Here is a 21445-nt window from a genome sequence, read left to right as displayed (position 1 = left end):
CCCCGCAACGCCACCCACTTGAAGGAGCCCCATGTCCACCCACCTGTCCCGACGCGGTTTCATGGGCGCCGCGGGAATCGCCGGCCTCACCGTCGCGGGTCTGTCCACCCTGAGCGCCTGCGGCAGCGGCGCCACGGTCAGCAAGGGCGGCGCCAAGGCGTCGGCCAAGCTCAAGCTTCCGACGTACGTGGCGGCCCAGACCGCCCCCGCCGACCTCGCGGGCAACGCGGCGGGCCTCGACGCGACCTACCTGCGCTACCCCAAGAAGCTCACCAAGTCCGTCGCGAAGACCCCCGGTGACGGCAGCCGCATCACCGCCCTCACCGAGACGTTCACCACCCCCGCCCCGCCGCAGGGCAAGAACGGCTACTGGCAGGAGCTGAACAAGCGGCTCGGTGCCCAGTTCGACATGACGATCGTCGTGGACCAGGGCGTCGACGCGTACCTCACCAAGTTCAACGCGATGATGGCCGGCGGCGACATACCCGACCTGGTGTGGTTCCCGCCGAACCAGGGCATCCAGCGCGTGCCCGAGCTCCTGGACGCCAAGTTCCACGACCTCACCCCCTACCTGTCGGGCGACGCGGTCAAGGCGTACCCCAACCTGGCGAACCTGCCGACCACCGCCTGGAAGACCGCCGTCGTCAACGGCAAGATCCGCGGCGTCACCGTCGCCTACGGCTCGATGGGCCAGGTCTACGTCGTCAACCAGGACTTCTGGAAGCCGGTCGGCGGCGCCGAGTTCACCAGCGCCGAGGACTTCCTCGCCAAGGGCAAGGAACTGCTGGACGTCAAGCGCAACAAGTACGTCCTGGAGCCGGCGTACGTGAACCACATCGCCCAGTTCGCCCAGTGGTTCGGCGCCCCCAGCGCCTGGCGCCTGGAAGGCGGCAAGCTGACGCACCAGTACGAGACGGAGGAGTACCAGGAGGCGCTGGCCTTCGCCGTCAAGTGTGCCGAGGCCAAGCTCTTCTGGCCGGACCCCAACCTCAGCACCACCATGGAGAAGATGGCCCAGGGCTCCCTCGGCGCCTACGTCCAGTCCTTCCCCAGCTTCCTGGTCGACGCCAAGACGTACGACTTCCCGTTCGGCGTCATCGTGCCGTTCGCCGCCAAGGAAGGCGCAACGCCGCACTACAACATGGGCTACGGCTCCGTCGGCTACACCGCCATCAACAAGAAGGCCGACGACAAGCGCGTCAAGATGCTGCTGCGCGTCCTGGACTACCTGGCCGCCCCCTTCGGCACGGAGGAGCGCCTCTTCCTCGACAACGGCATCGAGGGCAGGCACTGGAACCGCACCTCCGACGGGGACGTCAAGCTCACCGCCAAGGGCAACTCCGAGGCCGTCACCACCGCGATGCCGCTGGCCTTCCTCGCCGCCGGGCCCGAGTACATCTACCTGCCGGGCCGGGGCGACATGGCGAGCAAGATCCACGGCTGGCAGGAGCAGCTGCTCAAGATCGCCCAGACCAACCCGACCAGCGGCCACTTCTCGGACACGTCCACCAGCAAGAGCCCGTCGCTCACCACCGCCATGAGCGACATCCAGCTGGACATCGTCGCCGGGCGCAAGCCCATCTCCGCCTTCAAGGACGAGCTGCGCAAGTGGCGCTCCGGCGGCGGCGACAAGATGCGCGCCGAATTCGAGGCGTCGCTCGCCGGCAAGTAACCTCCGCCCGCACGACCCGCACCAACTGAAGGGACTCCCGTGTCAGACCTGCGACTCGGCGTCATCGGGCTCGGCCTGCGCCGGTCCATCGCGATGTCGGCCCACCACCCCGGCAAGGGATCGGCGATCACCGCCGTCTGCGACCTCGACCCGGAGGTGCGCCGGCGCGAGGCCGAGCGCTTCGGCGCCGAGATCGCGGTCGAGGACTACAAGCTGCTCCTCGGCCGGGACGACCTGGACGCGATCATCGTCGCGACCCCGGACGACACCCACGAGGTCATCGCCATCGACGCCCTGAGGGCCGGCAAGGCGGTCTTCGTGGAGAAGCCGCTCGGCATCTCCGTCGAGAGCTGCGACAACATCCTGCGCGCCGCGTACGAGACCGGCACCCGGCTCTACGTCGGCCACAACATGCGCCACATGGGCGTCGTGCGGCTGATGCGCGACATCATCGCGCGCGGCGACATCGGCGAGCCCAAGGCCGTCTGGGTGCGGCACTTCGTCGGCTACGGCGGCGACTACTACTTCAAGGACTGGCACGCCGACCGCACCCGTACCACCGGCCTGCTCCTCCAGAAGGCCGCACACGACATCGACGTGCTGCACTGGCTGGCCGGCGGCTACACGCAGCGCGTCAACGCCCTCGGTGACCTGCTCGTCTACGGCGACCTGCCGCGCCGCGAGCCGGACACCCCGCGCCCCGAGAACTGGCTGCGCGAGTTCGACTGGCCGCCGACGGCCCGCAAGGACCTGCACCACATCGTGGACGTCGAGGACGTCTCGGTGATGAACATGCAGCTGGACAACGGGGTCGTGGCCGCCTACCAGCAGTGCCACTTCACCCCCGACTACTGGCGCAACTACACGGTCATCGGCACCGAGGGCCGGCTGGAGAACTTCGGCGACGGCCCGGGCGACGAGGTCAAGGTCTGGAACACCGGCCCCAGCGGCTACCGCGCCGACGCCGACATCACCTACCGGGTGCCCGAGGCCAAGGGCTCCCACGGTGGCGGCGACAGCCGGATCATGCAGGAGTTCGTCCGGTTCGTCCGCGAAGGGGGAGTCACCGACACCTCCCCGGTCGCCGCCCGGATGAGCGTCGCCGCCGGTGTCCTCGCGACCCGCTCCCTGCGCGAGGGCGGCGCACCCCACGAGGTGCCGCCGCTCGACCCGGAGCTGATCGCGTACTTCGAACGCGGCCAGGTCCGTTCCTGACGGTCCGGCCGACCGAGCCACAGGCCCCCGGCGCACCGCTCCACGCGGTCGCGCCGGGGGCCTTTTGGCGTCTGTTTTCGGCCATGCTCAATGGGTAATCGGTCTCTTTCGGTTTAACGACACCGTATCCCGTAATCGTGACGAAGCAGGCCCGAAGTGGTGTCGTACGGTCACCGTCCGACCGCGTGCACGGCGGAGCAAGGTCTATTTCAAGCCAATCACGTGCCCATCTGGCCGGGTTCGAACGCGCGACCGGAAACCGGTCGGCATAATCGCGTCCATGTCGATCACGGGTGGGGATGTCGTTGACCTTGGCAGGGGCCTGTACGCCTGGCTCCCGCCGAAGCGTGGCTGGGGGCTGGCCAACTGCGGCCTGCTCGTCTCGCCCCGGGGCGCGCTGTGGATCGACACCCCGTACGACCCGGTGCTCGCAGGCCAGTTCCTCGCCGAGTCCACCAAGCGGCTGCCGCACGGCGTCACCATCGACCGGGTGATCGTCACGCACGCCAACGGCGACCACTTCTGGGGCGCGGGCGTGCTCCCGGACGCCGAGATCATCGTGACCCGCGAGGCCAGGGAGCACATCCACTACGAGCCCTCGCCGCAGCAGCAGCACGCGCTCGTCACCGGCGGCGACCCGGCCACCCCGCTCGGCGCCTACCTCGCCCGCCACTTCGGCCCGTTCGACTGGTCGCGGACCGAGCCCGTCCGGCCGACCACCTACTTCACGGGCGAGCTCGAACTGAGCCTCGGCGACTACCCGGTGCAGATCACCTCGCTCGCACCCGCGCACACCAGCGGCGACCTGATGGTCCACCTGCCCGCCCAGTCCACCGTGTTCAGCGGCGACATCATCTTCTCGTCGTCCGACGCGCAGCCCGGCGACCACCCGATCCACTGGGAGGGCCCGCTGAGCAACATCATCGGGGCCTGCGAGCAGGTGCTGGCCACCGGCGCCGAAACGATCGTCCCCGGCCACGGACCCGTCCTCGACCGGAACGGCGTCCGCGAGCACATCGCGTACCTCGAATACATCCGCGAGCGCGCCCACACCCTGCACGCCGAGGGCGTCCCCGCCATCGACGCGGCCCGCCGGGTCATCGCCGAGGGGCGCTACCCCGGACTGGGCCTGCCCGAGCGGCTGGTGGTCACCATCGGCAGCGAGTACCGGCAGCTGGACGGCTCGGAACGGCGCAGTGTCGTCCAGGTCATGACCGACGTCGCCACGGTCGCGCACGAAGTGGAGCAGGTCTGTGAGCCGGCAGGCAGCGCGGGCTGACCGCGCGGTCCCGCCCGTCGCGCACCGGCGGACCGACCCGACGAGAGGAACGCGGTAACGGCATGGCATGGATCCTCGCACTGATCGCCGTCGTCGCGGCGGTGGTGGGCTTCACGCGCGCCTACCGGACCGGGCTCTCCGAGCAGCAGGCCGTCACCCGCGCCGAACTCGCCGAGCGCCAGGCCAAGGCGGCCGAGGCCCGCACCGCCGCCCTCCTGGACGAGATCCGGCAGCTCGCGCGCCGACGGATACCCGCCGCCGCCCTCGCCCTCTCCCACCCCAGCGCCACCGTCCCCGGACTGCGCGAGGCGGCCGAGGTCGACGGCGGCGCCGCTCTCCTGCTCACCGAGGCCGTCCAGGCCGCGCGGACCGCCGTCCTCGAAGAGCGCGGACGCGTCGACGCGGCGGCCCGCGCCGCCATGCGCGGCACCTCCGCCAAGATCCAGTCCCTCCTGAACCAGTCCCAGCAGCTGCTGCACGAGCTCCAGCACGAGTACGACGACCCGCGCATCCTCCAGCTCGACTTCCGCAACGAACTCGCGCTGCGCCGCACCCAGTCCACCGCCGTCCTGTGCGACGCCTGGCCCGGCCTCGCCCGCCAGAACTCGCCCCTGGTCGAGATCGTCCTCGGCGCCCAGTCCCGCGTCGCCGGCTACGAGCGGATCAAGGTCTCCAACCACCTGCGCGACGAACGCCTCGCCCTCGCCGCCCGCGCCGCCGAACCCCTCGCCATCGCCCTGGCCGAACTCCTCGCCAACGCCACCGCGTACTCCCACCCCGACACCGACGTCCAGGTCACGGTCCAGCAGAGCGGCGGCCGGGGCGCGTTCCTCGTCGTGGACGACGCCGGCATCGGCATGGACGAGGACGCCCTCGAACGGGCCCGCGCCCTGCTCGCCGGGCCCAGCGAGATCCTGCTCACCGAGCTCGGCGACCCGCCGCAGACCGGCTTCGCGGTGGTCGGCCGGCTCGTCGTGCAGTACGGCTTCGAGTGCCACATCGAGGCGTCCCCGTTCGGCGGCATGCGGACGATCCTGCGCGTCCCGGCCCACCTGCTCACCGTGCTGGACGAGGACCGGAACCTCTCCGCCCTCGCCCCCGCACCGGTGACGGCGGCCGCCCCCGCCCAGCCGGCCCCGGCCGCGAGGGAAACCCCCGCACCGGCCGCCGCCGAGCCCTCCGGACTGCCGAGCCGGCGCCGCCGGGCGCCACGCCGCACACCCGGCGCGGCGCCCGCCGCCCGGACCGCCGAGCCGAGCGCCGCCCAGCCGGCCCGAACTCCGGAGGCGGCAGGGGCTTCCTGGGCGGCCCTCCAGCAGGGCACCCTCAACGGCAGGAGCGTCACCGGGCGGCCCCCCGCACCGGAGACCGACGCCCCCGACCACCAGGACGACCAAGGAGACGACGAGAAGTGAGCGCCCCCAGCCCCACCTCAGGCGACCTCGCATGGGTGCTGACCCCGCTGCTTGAGCTGCCCGGAGTCCAGCACGCCGTGGTCGCCACCGGCGACGGCCTGGTCGAAGGCGCGTCCCCCGGACTCGACCGGGCCTCCGGCGAACGGGTCGCCGCGATGACCGCCACCCTGCACGCCGCCGCCCGTGCCTTCACGACCGCGTTCACCGACGCCGAGGCCCCGCAACTGGCCCAGACCGTGGTGGAATCGGACCTGGGCTTCGCCATCGTCGTACCCGCCGGCCGCAACACCACCCTCGCCCTGTTCGCCGAACCCGGCGCCAAACTGGGCGACATCGCCTACCAGATGCAGGTCCAGGTCACCGCGCTCACCCGGGCGATGCACGCACCCGCCCGCCAACCGGACACCGCCGCCCGGCCATGACCCCCGGCCCGGCACGTCGTCTCATCCCCGCCTATCTGGTCACCGGCGGCCGGTCCCGACCCGCCGGTCCCGCCCTCGACCGGCTCGCCGTCCTCGTTCGCACCGACGTGCCCGTGCCCGACGACGCCGGTACCCAGGCCCGCAGACTCTGCGACCTGCTGGAACCGGGTGCCCTCACCGTCGTCGAGTGCGCGGCCCACCTGGACCTGCCGGTCAGTGCCACCGTCTTCCTGGCCACGGACCTCGCGGCCACCGGACTACTGCTCACCCGACCGCCGATACCCAGTGCCGGGCAGATCGACAGGTCGCTTGTCGAGAGGCTGCTCGATGGACTCCGCTCCCTCCCCTGACCGGACCGGCGTCGGCTATCTGCCGGCCGCCGCCCGGACCCTGATGAAACTCGTCGTCACGGGTCCCTTCGGCGTGGGCAAGACCACCCTGATCCGCACCCTCTCGGAGATCGCCACCCTCCACACCGAGGAGGCGATGACCCAGTCCAGTACCCGCGTCGACTCCACCGCCGGACTCCCCGACAAGACGACCACCACGGTCGCCATCGACTTCGGGCGCCTCACCGTCCCCGACGACCTCGTCCTCTACATGTTCGGCACCCCCGGACAGGAGCGGTTCCTGCCGCTGTGGGAGGACATCGCGCGCGGTGCCCTCGGCGCGCTCGTCCTCGTGGACACCCGGCGGCTCGCCGACTCCTTCGCCGTGATGGACATGGTCGAGGAGCAGGGACTGCCGTACGCGGTGGCGGTGAACCGTTTCCCCGATGCTCCCGCACACAGTGACGAGGTCCTGCGCAAGCACCTGGACCTGGACGACTCCACCCCGCTCGTCCAGTGCGACGCGCGTGAGCGGCGCGGCAGCATCGACGCCCTGATCGCACTCGCCGAACACGTGCTGACCCGCATGCCGCAGCCCGAGGACGCCTCATGACCACGTACGCACCGCCGCCGCAGCCCCTCGCGCTGTTCGGCCCGGACTTCGCGGCCGACCCGCAGGGCCACTACCGCGCCCTGCGCGAGCACGGTCCGCTCGCCCCGGTGCGGATCGCCCCCGACGTCGAGGCGCTGCTCGTCACGGACTACCAGGCCGCCATCGACCTGCTCCGCGACACCCACACCTTCAGCAAGGACCCCCGCGCCTGGCAGGCGACGGTGCCGCCGGACTCGCCCGTGCTGCCCGTGCTCGGTCACCGCCCCACCGCCCTGTTCAGCGACGGCGCGGTGCACGCCCGCTACCGCCAGGCCATCAACGACAGCCTCGCGCTGATCGAACCGCACGTCCTGCGCGCCGAGGTCGCCCGGGTCGCCCGCCAGCTCATCGGCCGGTTCGCCGCCACCGGCAGCGGCGACCTCATCGCCCAGTACGCCCGCCGTCTCCCCATGCACATCTTCGTCACCTGGTTCGGCGCCGACCCCGAGGACGGCGAACGCATCGTGGACGGCGTCGCCGGGATGATGAACTCGGCCGCCGACGCCGCCGCCGCGTACGCCGACCTGGTGGACGTCGTCACCCGCCTCGTCGCCGACCGCCGCGCCCGGCCGCGCCGCGACCTGACCTCGTACTTCCTCGCCCATCCGGCGGGTCTCGACAACGACGAGACGGTCCGTCAGATCACCCTGGTGATGAGTGCGGGCAACGACCCGATGACCAACCTCATCGGCAACGCCACGCTCCACATGCTCACCGACGAACGCTACGCGGGTTCGCTGCACGGCGGCGCGATGACCGCCCACGAGGCGATCAACGAGGTGCTGTGGCGCGACCCGCCGCTCGCCAACCTGGCGGCCCACTACCCGCGCCACGACACCGAGTTCCACGGCGTCCGGCTGCGCGCGGGACAGCTCGTCCTGGTCTCCTACGCCGCCGCCAACTCCCAGTCCGCGCCGCCCGTCTCCGACGACGGCCTCCGGTCCGGGGCCAGCGCCCATCTCGCCTGGTCGGCGGGGCCCCACCGCTGCCCCGCCAAACAGCCGGCCCTGCTCATCGCGACGACCGCGATCGAACAGCTCACCAGCCTCCTGTGCGACGCGCGGCTCGCCGTGGCGCCGGAGGAACTGCTGTGGCGCCCCGGCCCGTTCCACCGCGCACTGGCACACCTCCCGATCCGCTTCACCCCGCTGGACACCACCACCGCGCCGAGCGGCGCCATCACGGTCGCGGACCCGTCGGAGGTGCTTTCGGCGGCGATTGAGTCCTGAACCGTGTCGCTCGTAGGCCGAACGGGTGAGGGAGGGGACAATCGCCCGATGAACAGTGAGCGCAGCCGGCGCAACGCCGACCGACGTGCGGACGGGGTGGTCCGGTGAGCAGGTACGACAGGTACGACGTGACGGACGAGCAGTGGGAGGGGCTGGCCCAGGTCGTACCGCTGCGCAGCCGGAACGAGTGGCCCTCCCGGGTCGACCACCGCTCGGTCCAGGACGATCCGGAGCCCGCCGAGCAGCGCCGCATGGTCGTGCTGCGGGTCCAGGTCTTCGCCGACGCCCGCGAGGTCGCGGAGTACCTGGTCGCCCAGGTGCCGGTGCTGCTCGACCTGACCGGCGCGGAGGCCGATGTGGCCAAGCGCATCCTGGACTTCGCCAGCGGTGTCGTCTTCGGGCTCGGCAGCGGCATGCACCGGGTGGACCGCAACGTCTTCCTGCTCTCGCCCGCCGGCATGGAGGTCGAGGGCGTCACGGCGGCCGGGGTGCCGGGGGCGTAGGGACAGCCGGTGACGGAACTCGACGTACGAACCCTCCAGCGGCGCCTGGCCGCCTTCGCGGACGCGCGGGACTGGGGGCCGTACCACAACCCGAAGAACCTGGCCTCGGCGCTGAGCGTGGAGGCCGCCGAACTCCTGGAGATCTTCCAGTGGCTGACGCCCGAGCAGTCGGCGCGAGTCATGGAGGACGCCGAGCGGGCGCCCCGCGTGGCGGACGAGGTCGCGGACGTGCTCGCGTATCTCCTCCAGTTCTGCGAGGTGGTGGGGATCGACGTCCTCGCGGCGCTCGCGGCCAAGATCGAACGGAATGAGTCGCGCTTTCCGGTCGCGGGATCAGCAGGCAACCAAGATCGTCACTCTTCGGAGTGATCGACTTGTCCACATTCGATTGAGTGTCCACAGATTTCCGAAATCCTCTGGCGTTTCGGTGCGACCGACCTCACTGTGGGTAATGAACGTGGTGAGCGGGTTTTCCGCAGCGACGAGTGGGATTTCGCGTCGAACGGGGGCAGTCGATGGAAGCGGAACGGCTGGTAGCGGTCATCAGGCAGGCGCTGGCGCAGAGCCGGGGCACACCCGACATCATCGCCGAGGCGTGGCAGGCCCAGGCGCTGGCCCAGGCGGTCGGCAGCCGGCTGGCGGCGGACGGTCCCAAGGAGCTGCGGGCCGAGGCGAGTGCCCTCAGCGAGATCGGGGGCAGGACCGGCGGCGCGCTCGACCACCCGGCGGCCCGCGCCGGGGTGGCCCGCGCGGCGCGGCTGACCGAGGTCGCCGATCCACGCGAGGCCCTGACGGGCCTGGCCGTGCTGCTCGGGGAGGTGGGCATAGCCCTGGTCGGTGTGGCCTGCGAGACCGATGAGCAGGGCCTGTACTGGCAGTGCATGGAGGCGATCGACGCCGCCGACGAGTCGACGGACCGGGTCCGCTCCATGCTCCGGCTCCTGGACGAGCGGGAGCGCGAGAGGCGCGAGGACCTGGAGCGCGGCCGGGAGCGGGACGGCCCGCACGGGGTGCTGCACGGCCCGGTGGGCCCCGTGACCGGTATTCAGTGAGCGGAATGCCCTCCGATGCGCGCTCCGGGACGGCGACTCCCCGAGGACGTCGCCCCGGAGATGGGCGAGCGGCGCGCGCGGGTGCAGGATGGAGGCATGGATCTTCGCATCTTCACCGAGCCCCAGCAGGGGGCGAGCTACGACACCCTCCTCACCGTCGCCAAGGCCACCGAGGACCTCGGCTTCGACGCCTTCTACCGGTCCGACCACTATCTGCGCATGGGGCAGGGCGACGGCCTGCCCGGGCCGACGGACGCCTGGATCACGCTGGCCGGGCTGGCCCGCGAGACCAAGCGCATCCGTCTGGGCACGCTGATGACGGCGGGCACCTTCCGGCTCCCCGGAGTCCTGGCCATCCAGGTCGCCCAGGTGGATCAGATGTCGGGCGGCCGGATCGAACTGGGCCTGGGAGCCGGCTGGTTCGAGGAGGAGCACAAGGCGTACGGCATTCCGTTCCCGAAGGAGAAGTTCGGCCGTCTCGAAGAACAGCTCGCGATCGTCACGGGGCTGTGGGCGACCGAGGTCGGCAAGACGTTCAGCTATGACGGCACGTACTACCAGCTGACGGACTCGCCCGCGCTGCCCAAGCCGGCGCAGGCCAAGGTGCCGGTGCTCATCGGCGGGCACGGCGCGAAGCGCACCCCGCGCCTCGCCGCGCAGTACGCGGACGAGTTCAACATCCCGTTCGCCTCGCTGGAGGACAGCGAGAAGCAGTTCGGCCGGGTCCGGGAGGCGGCCGAGGCGGCGGGCCGCAAGCCCGACGACCTGGTGTACTCCAACGCCCTGGTCGTCTGCGTCGGCCGGGACGACGCGGAGGTCGCGCGCCGGGCGGCCGTCATCGGCCGGGAGGTGGCCGAGCTGAAGGCCAACGGGCTCGCCGGCTCGCCCGCCGAGGTGGTCGACAAGATCGGGCGCTTCGCGGCGATCGGGGCGTCGCGGATCTACCTCCAGGTCCTCGACCTGGACGACCTGGACCACTTGGAGCTGATTGCCTCCGAGGTCCAGTCCCAGCTGGGCTGAGCAGGGGGACGCGATGACACCTGGGCCCAGCCGTCCGCTGGCCGACGCGCTGGCCGAGGGCACGCTCGTCCTCGACGGCGGGCTCTCCAATCAGCTGGAGGCTCAGGGCTGCGATCTGTCCGACGCGCTGTGGTCCGCCCGGCTGCTCGCCGACGGACCCGGACAGATCGAGGCCGCCCACACGGCCTACGTGCGGGCCGGGGCCCAGGTGCTCATCACGGCCAGTTATCAGGCGAGCCACGAGGGGTTCGAGCGGCGCGGAATCGGGTGGGATCAGGCGACACGCCTCTTCGCCCGCAGCGTGGAGCTGGCCCGCCGGGCGGCCGGCACGGTGGACCGGGACGTCTGGGTCGCGGCCTCGGTCGGCCCGTACGGGGCGGTGACGGCGGACGGCGCGGAGTACCGGGGCCGCTACGGGCTCACCGTCCGGGAGCTGCAGCGCTTCCACCGCCCCCGGATCGAGGCGCTGGCCGCCGCCGGGCCGGACGCGCTGGCCCTGGAGACGGTGCCGGACATGGACGAGGCGCGGGCGCTGCTGCGGCTGGCGGGGGAGTACGGGCTGCCGGTGTGGCTCTCCTACACCGTGGCCGGGGGCCGGACCAGGGCCGGGCAGCCACTGGACGAGGCGTTCGCCCTGGCCCGGGGGCACGACGAGGTGATCGCGGCAGGCGTCAACTGCTGCGACCCGGCCGAGGCGGAAGCCGCCGCGCGGACGGCGGTCGCGGTGACCGGGAAGCCCGCCGTGGTCTACCCGAACAGCGGCGAGCGCTGGGACGCGGGGGACGGTGGCTGGACCGGGACGGCGACGTTCACCCCGGACCGGGCGGCGTCCTGGCAGCAGGCGGGCGCCAGGCTGGTCGGCGGCTGCTGCCGGGTGGGCCCGGAGGCGATCGCGGAGCTGGCGGCCGCGCGACGGGGCGCGCCCGGCGACCCCTCGGGGGGAGCCGGGGCGGGGTGACACCGCGTGGGCCCGTGCGGGGGTGCCGCTCGGCGTCGACGTCAGGGGACGCGGTCCGTGGGATCACGGCAGGTGGATGCCGGACCAGGCGGCGACCTCGCACTGCCCGTCCGCGTTGTTCCCCGTGCTGACGACCGTGCCGTCGGCGCGAAGGCCGAGCGTGTGCGTCGAGCCCGCCGCCACGGCGACGACGTCGCGCCAGCCGCCGACCTCGCACTGCCCGTGCCGGTTGTCGCCCGCGGCGATGACCCGTCCGGACGCCGTGACCCCGACGGTGTGGTAGCTGCCCGCGTCCAGCGCCACCACGTCCTCCCACGCATCGACCGCGCATGCCCCGGTCGCCCGGTCGCCGGTGGCCACGGCGCGCCCGTCGGCCCGGAGGCCGACGGTGTGGAGATACCCGGCCGAGACGTCGGCCAGGCCGCGCCATTCCGCCACGGCGCACTGCCCGCGCCGGTTGTTCCCCGTAGCCACCGCGGAACCGTCCGCCCGGACGCCGACCGAGTGCCAGTCACCGCACGAGAGGGCGACCACCTCGCGCCAGTGTCCTACGTCGCACTGTCCTTCCGCGCCTCGTCCCGTCGCCAGTACGCGGCCGTCGGCGCGCAGTCCGAGCGTGCGGCGCCAGCCCGCGGCCACGGCTGTGACGCCTCGCCAGCCGGAGACGGCGCACTGCCCGTCGCCGTCCCACCCCGTCGCCAGCACCGTGCCGTCCGAACGGAGCGCCACCGTATGGGACCTGCCCGTGTTCCGCGCGGTGTGGACGTTGCCCGCCGCCACCGAGACCGCACCGTCCCACCGCTCGACACGGCACTCGGCGGCCGCGGGCCCGCTGCCGACGGCGAGCACGGTGCCGTCTCGGCGCAGGCCGACCGAGTGACGCCTCGCGGCGGCCAGCACCGACGGGCGGATGAGCATGACGCCTCCTGGGGGGAGCACTTGTGGTGGCCTACGGAAATTGCCTGGTGGGGGAAGGGCGGGCGGATCATACTCAAACGCGTGTTCCTGACGATCAGTACGACCGGCTCCCCGGAACGTCCCGCCACCGACCTCGGGTTTCTGCTGCACAAGCATCCCGGGCGGGCGCAGGCGTTCTCCACCTCCCACGGCACCGCGCACGTCTTCTATCCCGAGGCGTCCGCGGAGCGCTGCACGGCTGCCCTGCTGCTGGAGGTCGATCCCGTCGCCCTGGTGCGCAAGGGGAAGGGCAAGGGCCGGGGCGGGGCGCCCGACGCGGCACTCGCGCAGTACGTCAACGACCGCCCCTACGCGGCATCCTCGCTGCTGTCCGTCGCGATGAGCACCGTCTTCAAGTCCGCGCTGAGCGGGGCCTGCAAGGCGATGCCCGAGCGGGCGGGGGCCCCCATGGAGCTGCGGATCGAAGTGCCCGCCCTGCCGGCCCGTGGTGGTGCCGAGCTGGTGCGCAAGCTCTTCGGTCCGCTCGGATGGACGCGGGTGGAGGCGGAGGCCGTCCCGCTGGACGAGACGTTCCCGGAGTGGGGCGACTCGCGGTACGTACGGCTGGTGCTCGAAGGCGAGCTGCGGCTCGCCGACGCGCTGCGCCAGCTGTACGTGCTGCTGCCGGTCCTCGACGACGCCAAGCACTACTGGGTGGCGCCCGACGAGGTGGACAAGCTGCTGCGCGCGGGCGAGGGGTGGCTGGCGGAGCACCCCGAGCACAAGCTGATCACCAGCCGGTATCTGGCGCGGCGCTGGGGCCTCACCCGGCAGGCGATGGAGCGGCTGGAACTGGTGCGGCTCGCCGAGGCGGACGACCTCGACGTCGAGAGCGTCGACAACGCCGTGGACGAGAGCTCCGACACCGAGGAGCGCCCGGTGCCGCTGGCCGTCCACCGCCGCGACGCGATCCTGGCCGCGCTCACCGCGGCCGGGGCCGCCCGGGTGCTCGACCTGGGCTGCGGACAGGGGCAGTTGGTGCAGGCGCTGCTGAAGGACCCGCGCTTCACGGAGATCGTCGGCCTCGACGTGTCCATGCGCGCCCTGACGATCGCCTCGCGGCGGCTGAAGCTGGACCGGATGGGGGAGCGGCAGGCCGCCCGCGTGACGCTGCGCCAGGGCTCCCTGACCTACACGGACAAGCGGCTCAAGGGATACGACGCCGCGGTGCTCAGCGAGGTCATCGAGCACCTGGACCCGGAGCGGCTGCCCGCCCTGGAGTTCGCCGTGTTCGGCTCCGCGCGCCCCCGCACGGTCCTCGTGACCACGCCCAACGTCGAGTACAACGTCCGCTGGGAGACCCTTCCGGCCGGCCACACCCGCCACGGCGACCACCGCTTCGAGTGGACCCGGGCCGAATTCCGGTCCTGGGCCGAGGCGGTGGCCGCACGGCACGGGTACGGCGTGGAGTACGTGCCCATCGGCCCGGACGACCCCGAGGTCGGCCCGCCCACCCAGATGGCCGTGTTCACCACCGGCACCACCACCGACGAGACCGAGAAGGAGGCGAAAGCCGCATGAACAGCACCAACGGCACCGGGAGCGCCCCGCGCACCCTCCCCGTCACCGACCTCTCCCTCGTCGTGCTCGTCGGGGCCAGCGGCTCCGGCAAGTCCACCTTCGCGCGGCGGCACTTCAAGCCGACCGAGGTCATCTCCTCGGACTTCTGCCGGGGTCTCGTCGCCGACGACGAGAACGACCAGAGCGCCAGCAAGGACGCCTTCGACGTCCTGCACTACATCGCGGGCAAGCGCCTCGCCGCGGGCCGGCTGACCGTCGTGGACGCCACGAACGTGCAGCCCGAGGCCCGGCGCCAGCTCGTACGCGTGGCCCGGGAGCACGACGTGCTGCCCATCGCCATCGTGCTCGACCTGCCCGAAGAGGTCTGCCTCGCCCGCAACGCGGCCCGCCCGGACCGCGCCGACATGCCCCGCCACGTCATCCAGCGCCACCACCGCGAGCTGCGCCGCTCCCTGCGCGGCCTGGAGCGCGAGGGCTTCCGCAAGGTGCACGTCCTGCGCTCCGAGGACGAGGTCGAGCGGGCCGAAGTGGTCCTGGAGCGCCGCTACAACGACCTGCGGCACCTCACAGGGCCGTTCGACATCATCGGCGACATCCACGGCTGCCGCTCCGAGCTGGACACCCTCCTCGGCAAGCTGGGTTACGTGGACGGCGCCCACCCCGAGGGCCGCACCGCGGTCTTCGTCGGCGACCTCGTCGACCGCGGCCCCGACAGCCCCGGCGTCCTGCGCCGCGTGATGTCGATGGTGGCCGACGGCAACGCGCTGTGCGTCCCCGGCAACCACGAGAACAAGCTCGGCCGCTACCTCAAGGGCCGCAAGGTCCAGCTCACCCACGGCCTCGCCGAGACCGTCGAGCAGCTGGATCGGGAGGACGCGAAGGACCCCGACTTCCGCAAGCGGGTCGGCGCGTTCATCGACGGGCTCGTCAGCCACTACGTGCTGGACGGCGGACGCCTCGTCGTCTGCCACGCCGGGCTGCCCGAGAAGTACCACGGCCGCACCTCCGGCCGGGTCCGCTCGCACGCCCTGTACGGGGAGACCACCGGCGAGACCGACGAGTTCGGGCTGCCCGTGCGCTACCCGTGGGCCGAGGACTACCGGGGCCGCGCCGCCGTGGTCTACGGCCACACGCCCGTGCCCAACACCTCGTGGATCAACAACACCATCTGCCTGGACACCGGTGCCGTCTTCGGCGGGAAGATGACCGCGCTGCGCTGGCCCGAACGCGAGCTCGTCGACGTACCGGCCGAGCAGGTCTGGTACGAGCCGGTGAAGCCGCTGGAGACGGAGGCGCCCGGGGGCCGTGAAGGCAGGCCGCTGGACCTGGACGACGTGCAGGGCCGCCGGACCGTGGAGACCCGGCACATGGGCCGCCTCGCCGTCCGCGAGGAGAACGCGGCCGCCGCCCTGGAGGTCATGAGCCGGTTCGCGGTCGACCCCCGGCTGCTGCCCTACCTGCCGCCGACCATGGCACCCACCGCCACCTCGCGCGAGGACGGCTATCTGGAGCACCCGGCCGAGGCGTTCGGCGAGTACCGGGCGGCCGGAGTCGCGAAGGTGGTGTGCGAGGAGAAGCACATGGGCTCCCGCGCCGTGGCCCTGGTCTGCAAGGACGCCGCAGCGGCCGGGGAACGCTTCGGCACCGGGGACGGCGGGCCCACCGGCGCGCTGTACACCCGCACCGGCCGCCCGTTCCTGGACGACTCCGCGCTCACCGAGACGGTGCTCGGGCGGCTGCGCGCGGCCGTGACCGCGGCCGGGCTCTGGGACGAGTGGGGCACCGACTGGGTGCTGCTCGACGCCGAGCTGATGCCCTGGTCGCTGAAGGCGCGCGGCCTGCTCCGCTCGCAGTACGCGGCCGTGGGCGCCGCCTCCGGCGCGGTGTTCCCCGCCGCCACCGGGGCCCTCGCGGCGGCCGCCGCGCGCGGTGTCGACGTGGGCGCGCTCGCGGACCGGCAGCGGGAGCGGGCCGAGGACGCCGCCGCGTTCACGGAGGCGTACCGGCGCTACTGCTGGGGCACCGACGGGCTGGACGGCGTGCGCCTCGCGCCGTTCCAGGTCCTCGCCGTGCAGGGCCGCTCCCTCGCCTCCGTACCGCACGACGAGCAGCTGGCCTGGCTGGACCGGCTGGTCGAGCACGACCCCACCGGGCTGCTCCAGGTCACCCGGCGGCTCGTCGTGGACACCGCCGACGAGGCGTCCGTCCGCGCGGGCACCGACTGGTGGCTGGAGATGACCGGCCGGGGCGGCGAGGGCATGGTCGTCAAGCCGCTCGGCGCGCTCGTCCGGGACGACAGGGGCCGCCTGGTGCAGCCCGGCATCAAGGTGCGCGGCCGGGAGTACCTGCGGATCATCTACGGCCCCGAGTACACCCGCCCGGACAACCTGGACCGGCTGCGCGGCCGTTTCCTCGGCCACAAGCGCTCGCTGGCCCTGCGCGAGTACGCCCTCGGCCTGGAGGCCCTGGACCGGCTCGCGGACGGGGAGCCGCTGTGGCGGGTCCACGAAGCCGTCTTCGCCGTCCTGGCGTTGGAGTCGGAGCCGGTGGACCCCCGGCTCTGAGGGCGCGTCGGGGCGGGCCGGGAGAACAGGCTGGCGATTCGCCGGGTGAACGGCGCGCCGCGCGGTGAGGATGTGGGCATGGGATTCCACGTCGACTCCGAGGCCGGGCGGCTGCGCCGCGTCATCCTGCACCGCCCCGATCTGGAACTGAAACGGCTCACGCCGAGCAACAAGGACGCGCTCCTCTTCGACGACGTGCTCTGGGTGCGCCGGGCGCGCCAGGAGCACGACGGTTTCGCGGACGTGCTGCGCGACCGGGGCGTCGAGGTGCACCTCTTCGGCGACCTGCTCCGCGAGGCGCTGGAGATTCCGGTCGCCCGGCGCCTCGTGCTGGACCGGGTCTTCGCCGAGAAGGAGTACGGTCCGCTCGCCACCGAGCATCTGCGGGCCGCCTTCGAGGAGTTGACCGCGGCCGAGCTGTGCGAGGCGCTGGTCGGCGGGATGACCAAGCGGGAGTTCCTGGAACGGCACAAGGAGCCGGTCTCCGTGCGCTTCCACGTCATGGACCTGGACGACTTCCTGCTCGGGCCGCTCCCCAACCACCTCTTCACCCGGGACACCTCGGCCTGGATCTACGACGGCGTCTCGATCAACGCCATGCGCTGGCCGGCCCGGCAGCGCGAGACGGTCCACTTCGAGGCGATCTACCGGCACCACCCGCTGTTCACCGGGCCGGAGGCGGGCGCCTTCCACCACTGGTCCGAGGGGCAGGACGACTACCCCTCCACCATCGAGGGCGGCGACGTCCTCGTCATCGGCAACGGCGCCGTGCTCATCGGGATGAGCGAGCGCACCACCCCCCAGGCCGTCGAGATGCTGGCCCGGGGGCTCTTCGACGCGGGCTCGGCCCGGACCATCGTGGCGCTGGACATGCCCAAGAGCCGGGCGTTCATGCACCTGGACACCGTGATGACCATGGTCGACGGGGACACCTTCACCAAGTACGCGGGCCTCGGCATGCTCCGTTCGTACACGATCGAGCCCGGCGACGGGCCGCGCGACCTCAAGGTCACCGACCACCCGCCCGAGCAGATGCACACCGCGATCGCGCGGGCGCTCGGTCTCGGCTCGATCCGGGTGCTCACCGCCACCCAGGACGTGCACGCGGCCGAGCGGGAGCAGTGGGACGACGGCTGCAACGTGCTCGCCGTCGAACCGGGCGTCGTCGTCGCGTACGAGCGCAACGCGACCACCAACACGCATCTGCGCCGCCAGGGCATCGAGGTCATCGAGATCCGGGGCAGCGAGCTGGGCCGGGGCCGGGGCGGTCCGCGCTGCATGAGCTGCCCGGTGGTCCGGGACGCGGTGTGACGCGCGGCGAGGGGGCCATCCGTACCACGAGACGGCTCTGTATAGCGATGCATTGCATCGTATAGAGTTCCAGCGTTACGGTATGCGTCCCCCCGTCCGACCCAGGAGCAGTCACCATGGCCATAGACCTCGCAGGCCGCCACTTCCTCAAGGAGCTGGACTTCACGGCCGCGGAATTCCGCGGTCTGATCGAGCTGGCCGCGGAGCTCAAGGCCGCCAAGAAGTCGGGCACGGAGGTGCGGCGACTGCGCGGCCGGAACATCGCGCTGATCTTCGAGAAGACGTCGACCCGCACCCGGTGCGCGTTCGAGGTGGCCGCCGCCGACCAGGGCGCCTCGACCACGTATCTCGACCCCTCCGGCTCCCAGATGGGGCACAAGGAGTCCGTCAAGGACACCGCGCGCGTCCTCGGCCGGATGTTCGACGGGATCGAGTACCGGGGCGACAGCCAGGCTGCCGTCGAGGAGCTGGCCGCGTACGCCGGGGTGCCGGTCTTCAACGGGCTGACCGACGACTGGCACCCGACCCAGATGCTCGCCGACGTGCTGACGATGACCGAGCACAGCGCCAAGCCGCTGGAGGAGATCGCCTTCGCCTACCTCGGCGACGCCCGCTTCAACATGGGCAACTCCTACCTGGTCACCGGCGCCCTGCTCGGCATGGACGTGCGCATCGTCGCGCCCAAGGCGTACTGGCCCGCCGAGACGGTCGTCGCCGAGGCCCGCGCGCTCGCCGAGAAGTCCGGTGCGCGGGTCACGCTCACCGAGGACGTGGCCGAGGGGGTGCGCGGCGCGGACTTCGTCGCCACCGACGTCTGGGTCTCGATGGGCGAGCCCAAGGAGGTCTGGGACGCCCGCATCGCCGCCCTCGTGCCGTACGCCGTCACGATGGACGTCCTGCGGGCCACCGGGAACGCCGGGGTGAAGTTCATGCACTGCCTGCCCGCGTACCACGACCTCGGCACCGGGGTGGCGCGCGAGATCCACGAGCGGCACGGGCTGAGCGAGCTGGAGGTCACCGACGAGGTGTTCGAGTCGGAGCACTCCGTCGTCTTCGACGAGGCGGAGAACCGCATGCACACGATCAAGGCCGTCCTCGTGGCGACGATGGCGGGCTGACAGCCCGACGGCCCCGCATGTTCATGCATCCAATTGGGTGAATATGCGGACAGGTGTCTATGATGGTGCCGATTGGTGGGGTTCGAGCTCGCACGCTCGAACCCCCTTTTCGTGCGCGCGACGGCCCCCACTGCCCGACACGCGCCTCCCCCCACGCGTACCACCGGAAATGAGACACCGCCGTGAGCCCTCTGCGCCTCCCCGGCCCCCCGCACCGCGTCAAGGACCCGCACCGGCTGATCGCCGAATCGGGCGCCGACCTGGAGGGGCACGGCCTCAAGCGGACCATGGGCCTGTTCCAGCTGGTGTGCTTCGGGGTCGGCGCGGTCGTCGGGACCGGCATCTTCGTGGGCCTGTCCGACAGCGTGGCGGAGGCCGGGCCCGCCGTCGTGGTCTCCTTCGTCCTCGCCGCCGTCACCTGCGTCTTCACGGCGTTCTCGTTCGCCGAGCTGGGCAGCGCGATCCCCGTCTCCGGCAGCTCGTACTCCTTCGCCTACGCCACGCTCGGCGAACGCCTCGCCTTCCTCGTCGGCTGGTGCCTGCTCCTGGAGTACGGCGTCTCGGTCTCCGCCGTCGCGGTCGGCTGGAGCCAGTACGTCAACGAACTCCTCGACAGCCTCTTCGGCCACCAGCTGCCCGCCGCGCTCTCCGCCGGACCGGCCGACGGCGGCGCCATCAACCTGCCCGCCGTGATCGTGGTCATGATGGCCGCGACGCTGCTGGTGCGCGGCGTGCGCGAGAGCGCGACCGCCACCGCTGCCATGGCCGTCCTCAAGCTGGTCGTCCTGGCCCTGTTCTGCGTCATCGCCTTCACCGCGTTCGAGCGCGGCAACCTCGCCCCGTTCGCCACCCATGGCGCGGGCGGCGTCACGGCGGGCGCGTCGCTGGCGTTCTTCTCGTACATCGGCTTCGACGCGATCACCACGGCGGGGGAGGAGGTCAAGAACCCCCGGCGCAACATCCCGCTCGCCATCATGATCTGCATCGGCCTGGTCACGCTGCTCTACTGCGCGGTCGCCCTCGCCGCGATCGGCGCGCTCGGCCCGGACGCCGTCGCCGACAAGCCCGCCGCGCTCTCGCTGATCGTGGACCAGGTCACCGGCTCGTCCGTGGGCGGCGGCGTCATCGCCTTCGGCGCCGTCGTCGCCATCGCCTCGGTGGTCCTCGCGGTGATGTACGGGCAGACCCGCATCCTGATGTCGATGTCCCGCGACGGCCTCGTCCCGAGGGTCTTCGAGCGGGTCTCGCCGCGCACCGCGACCCCGGTCGCCAACACCTGGATCGTCGCCGTCGTCTTCGCGGTCCCGGCGGCCTTCTCCTCGCTCGACATGGTGGTGAACCTGACGACCATCGGCACGCTCGCCACCATGGTCGCCGTCAACGCGGCCGTCCTCGTGCTGCGCCGCCGCAACCCCGAGGTGCGCGGTTCCTTCCGGGTCCCGCTCTACCCGCTGAGCCCGCTCGCCGGCATCGGCTTCTGCGTCTACCTGATGTACGGCACGGGCTGGACGACCTGGGTGCAGTTCGCCGTGTTCCTCGCGGCCGGCGCCCTCGTGTACGCGGTCTACGGGCACCGCCGCTCGCGGCTGGCGGACCCCGTCTAGACGGGCGGCAGCCGGAACCAGACCGCCTTGCCGCGCTCGGTCGGGCGATGGCCGCAGGACGAGCTGAGCGTGCGGATCAGCAGCAGCCCCCGGCCGTGCTCCTGCCACGGGTCCGGCACGTCGTCGGGCTCCGGGCGGGACAGATCGCCGGGCGGTGCCGGGTCGCCGTCGTGCACCTCCACCTGGCAGCCGGCCGCGAGCAGCTCGACCACCAGCTCTATGGGGTCGTCGCCCGGGGTGTGCTCCACCGCGTTCGCGACCAGCTCGGCGGTCAGCAGTTCGGCGGTGTCGCTGTCGGCCGGGGCGTCGATGTCCGTCAGCACCGAGCGGATCAGCGCACGGGCGATCGGCACGGCGGCGGTGGAGTGCGGCAGGGAAATGCGCCAGGAGGGGGGTGGCGGTCCGTCGGGGGGCACGAGATGTCCGTTCGGGTGAGCGCGGGGGTCCTGGGCTCAGACGGTTCCGCGCTCAAGACGTGTCGGGTCCAACCTTACGAAGTGGCGCGTCGCGGACAAGAGCCTGTGGTCCGGCACCTTGGGGACATTCGTCACGGGACCGGGCGCGCGCCGATGTATCGCGTACTCGTGACGGCAGTCACGTAACGGTGATAAATTCGGGACAGCA

General features: G+C 72.1%; 20 protein-coding genes. 18 read left to right on the top strand and 2 right to left on the bottom strand.

The window, feature by feature from the left end; genetic code table 11:
• The first annotated feature begins 31 nt into the window (after positions 1 to 31).
• The 13 genes from AB0L33_RS20950 (at position 32) to mmuM (ending at position 11746) form a co-directional block, all read left to right on the top strand.
• On the top strand, positions 32 to 1672 hold the full coding sequence (locus AB0L33_RS20950) for a hypothetical protein (protein WP_365683504.1): 1641 nt from the start codon (positions 32 to 34) through the stop codon (positions 1670 to 1672).
• Between the two features lie 39 nt (positions 1673 to 1711).
• Entirely contained in the window at positions 1712 to 2887 is a 1176-nt protein-coding gene (locus AB0L33_RS20945) for a Gfo/Idh/MocA family oxidoreductase (protein ID WP_365683502.1), read from the top strand.
• Between the two features lie 280 nt (positions 2888 to 3167).
• Positions 3168 to 4166 (top strand): MBL fold metallo-hydrolase, encoded by a 999-nt coding sequence (locus AB0L33_RS20940; protein WP_365683500.1) that lies wholly within the window; start codon positions 3168 to 3170, stop codon positions 4164 to 4166.
• A 62-nt stretch (positions 4167 to 4228) separates the two neighbouring features.
• Positions 4229 to 5581 carry an ATP-binding protein gene (locus AB0L33_RS20935; RefSeq protein ID WP_365683498.1) on the top strand — a complete coding sequence of 451 codons (1353 nt, stop codon included), beginning with the start codon at positions 4229 to 4231 and terminating at the stop codon, positions 5579 to 5581.
• Complete coding sequence (locus AB0L33_RS20930; RefSeq protein ID WP_073966247.1) at positions 5578 to 6003, top strand: roadblock/LC7 domain-containing protein; 426 nt, start codon at positions 5578 to 5580, stop codon at positions 6001 to 6003. The genes AB0L33_RS20935 and AB0L33_RS20930 overlap by 4 nt, the downstream gene beginning before the upstream one ends.
• A complete protein-coding gene (locus tag AB0L33_RS20925) occupies positions 6000 to 6353 on the top strand; it encodes a DUF742 domain-containing protein (protein ID WP_365683496.1) in 354 nt (117 codons plus the stop codon). Before AB0L33_RS20930 ends, AB0L33_RS20925 begins: the two co-directional genes overlap by 4 nt.
• On the top strand, positions 6331 to 6945 hold the full coding sequence (locus AB0L33_RS20920) for an ATP/GTP-binding protein (RefSeq protein WP_365683494.1): 615 nt from the start codon (positions 6331 to 6333) through the stop codon (positions 6943 to 6945). Before AB0L33_RS20925 ends, AB0L33_RS20920 begins: the two co-directional genes overlap by 23 nt.
• Positions 6942 to 8213 (top strand): cytochrome P450, encoded by a 1272-nt coding sequence (locus AB0L33_RS20915; RefSeq protein WP_365683492.1) that lies wholly within the window; start codon positions 6942 to 6944, stop codon positions 8211 to 8213. Before AB0L33_RS20920 ends, AB0L33_RS20915 begins: the two co-directional genes overlap by 4 nt.
• A gap of 104 nt (positions 8214 to 8317) precedes the next feature.
• Positions 8318 to 8716, top strand: coding sequence for a cell division protein SepF (locus AB0L33_RS20910; RefSeq protein WP_365683490.1), 399 nt, complete (start codon positions 8318 to 8320; stop codon positions 8714 to 8716).
• A gap of 9 nt (positions 8717 to 8725) precedes the next feature.
• Positions 8726 to 9085 (top strand): nucleotide pyrophosphohydrolase, encoded by a 360-nt coding sequence (locus AB0L33_RS20905; protein WP_365683488.1) that lies wholly within the window; start codon positions 8726 to 8728, stop codon positions 9083 to 9085.
• A 146-nt stretch (positions 9086 to 9231) separates the two neighbouring features.
• The gene (locus AB0L33_RS20900) at positions 9232 to 9768 is read left to right on the top strand and encodes a DUF6099 family protein (RefSeq protein ID WP_365683486.1); all 537 of its coding nucleotides are present in this window, start codon (positions 9232 to 9234) and stop codon (positions 9766 to 9768) included.
• 96 nt (positions 9769 to 9864) lie between these two features.
• Entirely contained in the window at positions 9865 to 10788 is a 924-nt protein-coding gene (locus AB0L33_RS20895; protein WP_365683484.1) for an LLM class F420-dependent oxidoreductase, read from the top strand.
• 13 nt (positions 10789 to 10801) lie between these two features.
• Entirely contained in the window at positions 10802 to 11746 is a 945-nt protein-coding gene (gene mmuM / locus AB0L33_RS20890) for a homocysteine S-methyltransferase (protein WP_365683482.1), read from the top strand.
• 63 nt (positions 11747 to 11809) lie between these two features.
• On the opposite strand, the gene AB0L33_RS20885 is transcribed toward mmuM, so the two are convergent.
• Entirely contained in the window at positions 11810 to 12664 is an 855-nt protein-coding gene (locus tag AB0L33_RS20885) for a chromosome condensation regulator (protein ID WP_365683479.1), read from the bottom strand.
• A gap of 81 nt (positions 12665 to 12745) precedes the next feature.
• Here AB0L33_RS20885 and AB0L33_RS20880 point away from each other — a divergent pair, with 81 nt between their 5' ends.
• From AB0L33_RS20880 to AB0L33_RS20860, 5 genes are all read left to right on the top strand, one after another.
• A complete protein-coding gene (locus AB0L33_RS20880; RefSeq protein ID WP_365683477.1) occupies positions 12746 to 14224 on the top strand; it encodes a 3' terminal RNA ribose 2'-O-methyltransferase Hen1 in 1479 nt (492 codons plus the stop codon).
• Positions 14221 to 16788 (top strand): polynucleotide kinase-phosphatase, encoded by a 2568-nt coding sequence (locus tag AB0L33_RS20875; RefSeq protein ID WP_365683475.1) that lies wholly within the window; start codon positions 14221 to 14223, stop codon positions 16786 to 16788. The genes AB0L33_RS20880 and AB0L33_RS20875 overlap by 4 nt, the downstream gene beginning before the upstream one ends.
• Before the next feature lie 78 nt (positions 16789 to 16866).
• The gene (locus AB0L33_RS20870; RefSeq protein WP_365683473.1) at positions 16867 to 18099 is read left to right on the top strand and encodes an arginine deiminase; all 1233 of its coding nucleotides are present in this window, start codon (positions 16867 to 16869) and stop codon (positions 18097 to 18099) included.
• Between the two features lie 116 nt (positions 18100 to 18215).
• The gene (gene argF, locus AB0L33_RS20865; RefSeq protein ID WP_365683471.1) at positions 18216 to 19217 is read left to right on the top strand and encodes an ornithine carbamoyltransferase; all 1002 of its coding nucleotides are present in this window, start codon (positions 18216 to 18218) and stop codon (positions 19215 to 19217) included.
• A gap of 182 nt (positions 19218 to 19399) precedes the next feature.
• Positions 19400 to 20821, top strand: a complete 1422-nt coding sequence (locus AB0L33_RS20860) for an amino acid permease (protein WP_365683469.1) — start codon at positions 19400 to 19402, stop codon at positions 20819 to 20821.
• Here the strand turns inward: AB0L33_RS20860 and AB0L33_RS20855 are convergent.
• Positions 20818 to 21237 (bottom strand): ATP-binding protein, encoded by a 420-nt coding sequence (locus AB0L33_RS20855; protein ID WP_365683467.1) that lies wholly within the window; start codon positions 21235 to 21237, stop codon positions 20818 to 20820. The genes AB0L33_RS20860 and AB0L33_RS20855 overlap by 4 nt on opposite strands.
• Between the last annotated feature and the right edge of the window lie 208 nt (positions 21238 to 21445).

Source organism: Streptomyces sp. NPDC052299 (assembly GCF_040679335.1).
Taxonomy (GTDB): domain Bacteria; phylum Actinomycetota; class Actinomycetes; order Streptomycetales; family Streptomycetaceae; genus Streptomyces.
This window is presented reverse-complemented; position numbering and strand designations above follow the sequence as displayed.

Excerpts from the sequence above, each read along its gene's own strand:
- AB0L33_RS20935 (WP_365683498.1), top strand. The coding sequence starts at position 4,229 with ATGGCATGGATCCTCGCACTGATCGCCGTCGTCGCGGCGGTGGTGGGC.
- AB0L33_RS20915 (WP_365683492.1), top strand. The coding sequence starts at position 6,942 with ATGACCACGTACGCACCGCCGCCGCAGCCCCTCGCGCTGTTCGGCCCG.
- AB0L33_RS20900 (WP_365683486.1), top strand. The coding sequence starts at position 9,232 with ATGGAAGCGGAACGGCTGGTAGCGGTCATCAGGCAGGCGCTGGCGCAG.
- mmuM (WP_365683482.1), top strand. The coding sequence starts at position 10,802 with ATGACACCTGGGCCCAGCCGTCCGCTGGCCGACGCGCTGGCCGAGGGC.
- AB0L33_RS20885 (WP_365683479.1), bottom strand. The coding sequence starts at position 12,664 with ATGCTCATCCGCCCGTCGGTGCTGGCCGCCGCGAGGCGTCACTCGGTC.
- AB0L33_RS20920 (WP_365683494.1), top strand. The coding sequence starts at position 6,331 with ATGGACTCCGCTCCCTCCCCTGACCGGACCGGCGTCGGCTATCTGCCG.
- argF (WP_365683471.1), top strand. The coding sequence starts at position 18,216 with ATGGCCATAGACCTCGCAGGCCGCCACTTCCTCAAGGAGCTGGACTTC.
- AB0L33_RS20870 (WP_365683473.1), top strand. The coding sequence starts at position 16,867 with ATGGGATTCCACGTCGACTCCGAGGCCGGGCGGCTGCGCCGCGTCATC.
- AB0L33_RS20950 (WP_365683504.1), top strand. The coding sequence starts at position 32 with ATGTCCACCCACCTGTCCCGACGCGGTTTCATGGGCGCCGCGGGAATC.
- AB0L33_RS20940 (WP_365683500.1), top strand. The coding sequence starts at position 3,168 with ATGTCGATCACGGGTGGGGATGTCGTTGACCTTGGCAGGGGCCTGTAC.
- AB0L33_RS20875 (WP_365683475.1), top strand. The coding sequence starts at position 14,221 with ATGAACAGCACCAACGGCACCGGGAGCGCCCCGCGCACCCTCCCCGTC.
- AB0L33_RS20925 (WP_365683496.1), top strand. The coding sequence starts at position 6,000 with ATGACCCCCGGCCCGGCACGTCGTCTCATCCCCGCCTATCTGGTCACC.
- AB0L33_RS20895 (WP_365683484.1), top strand. The coding sequence starts at position 9,865 with ATGGATCTTCGCATCTTCACCGAGCCCCAGCAGGGGGCGAGCTACGAC.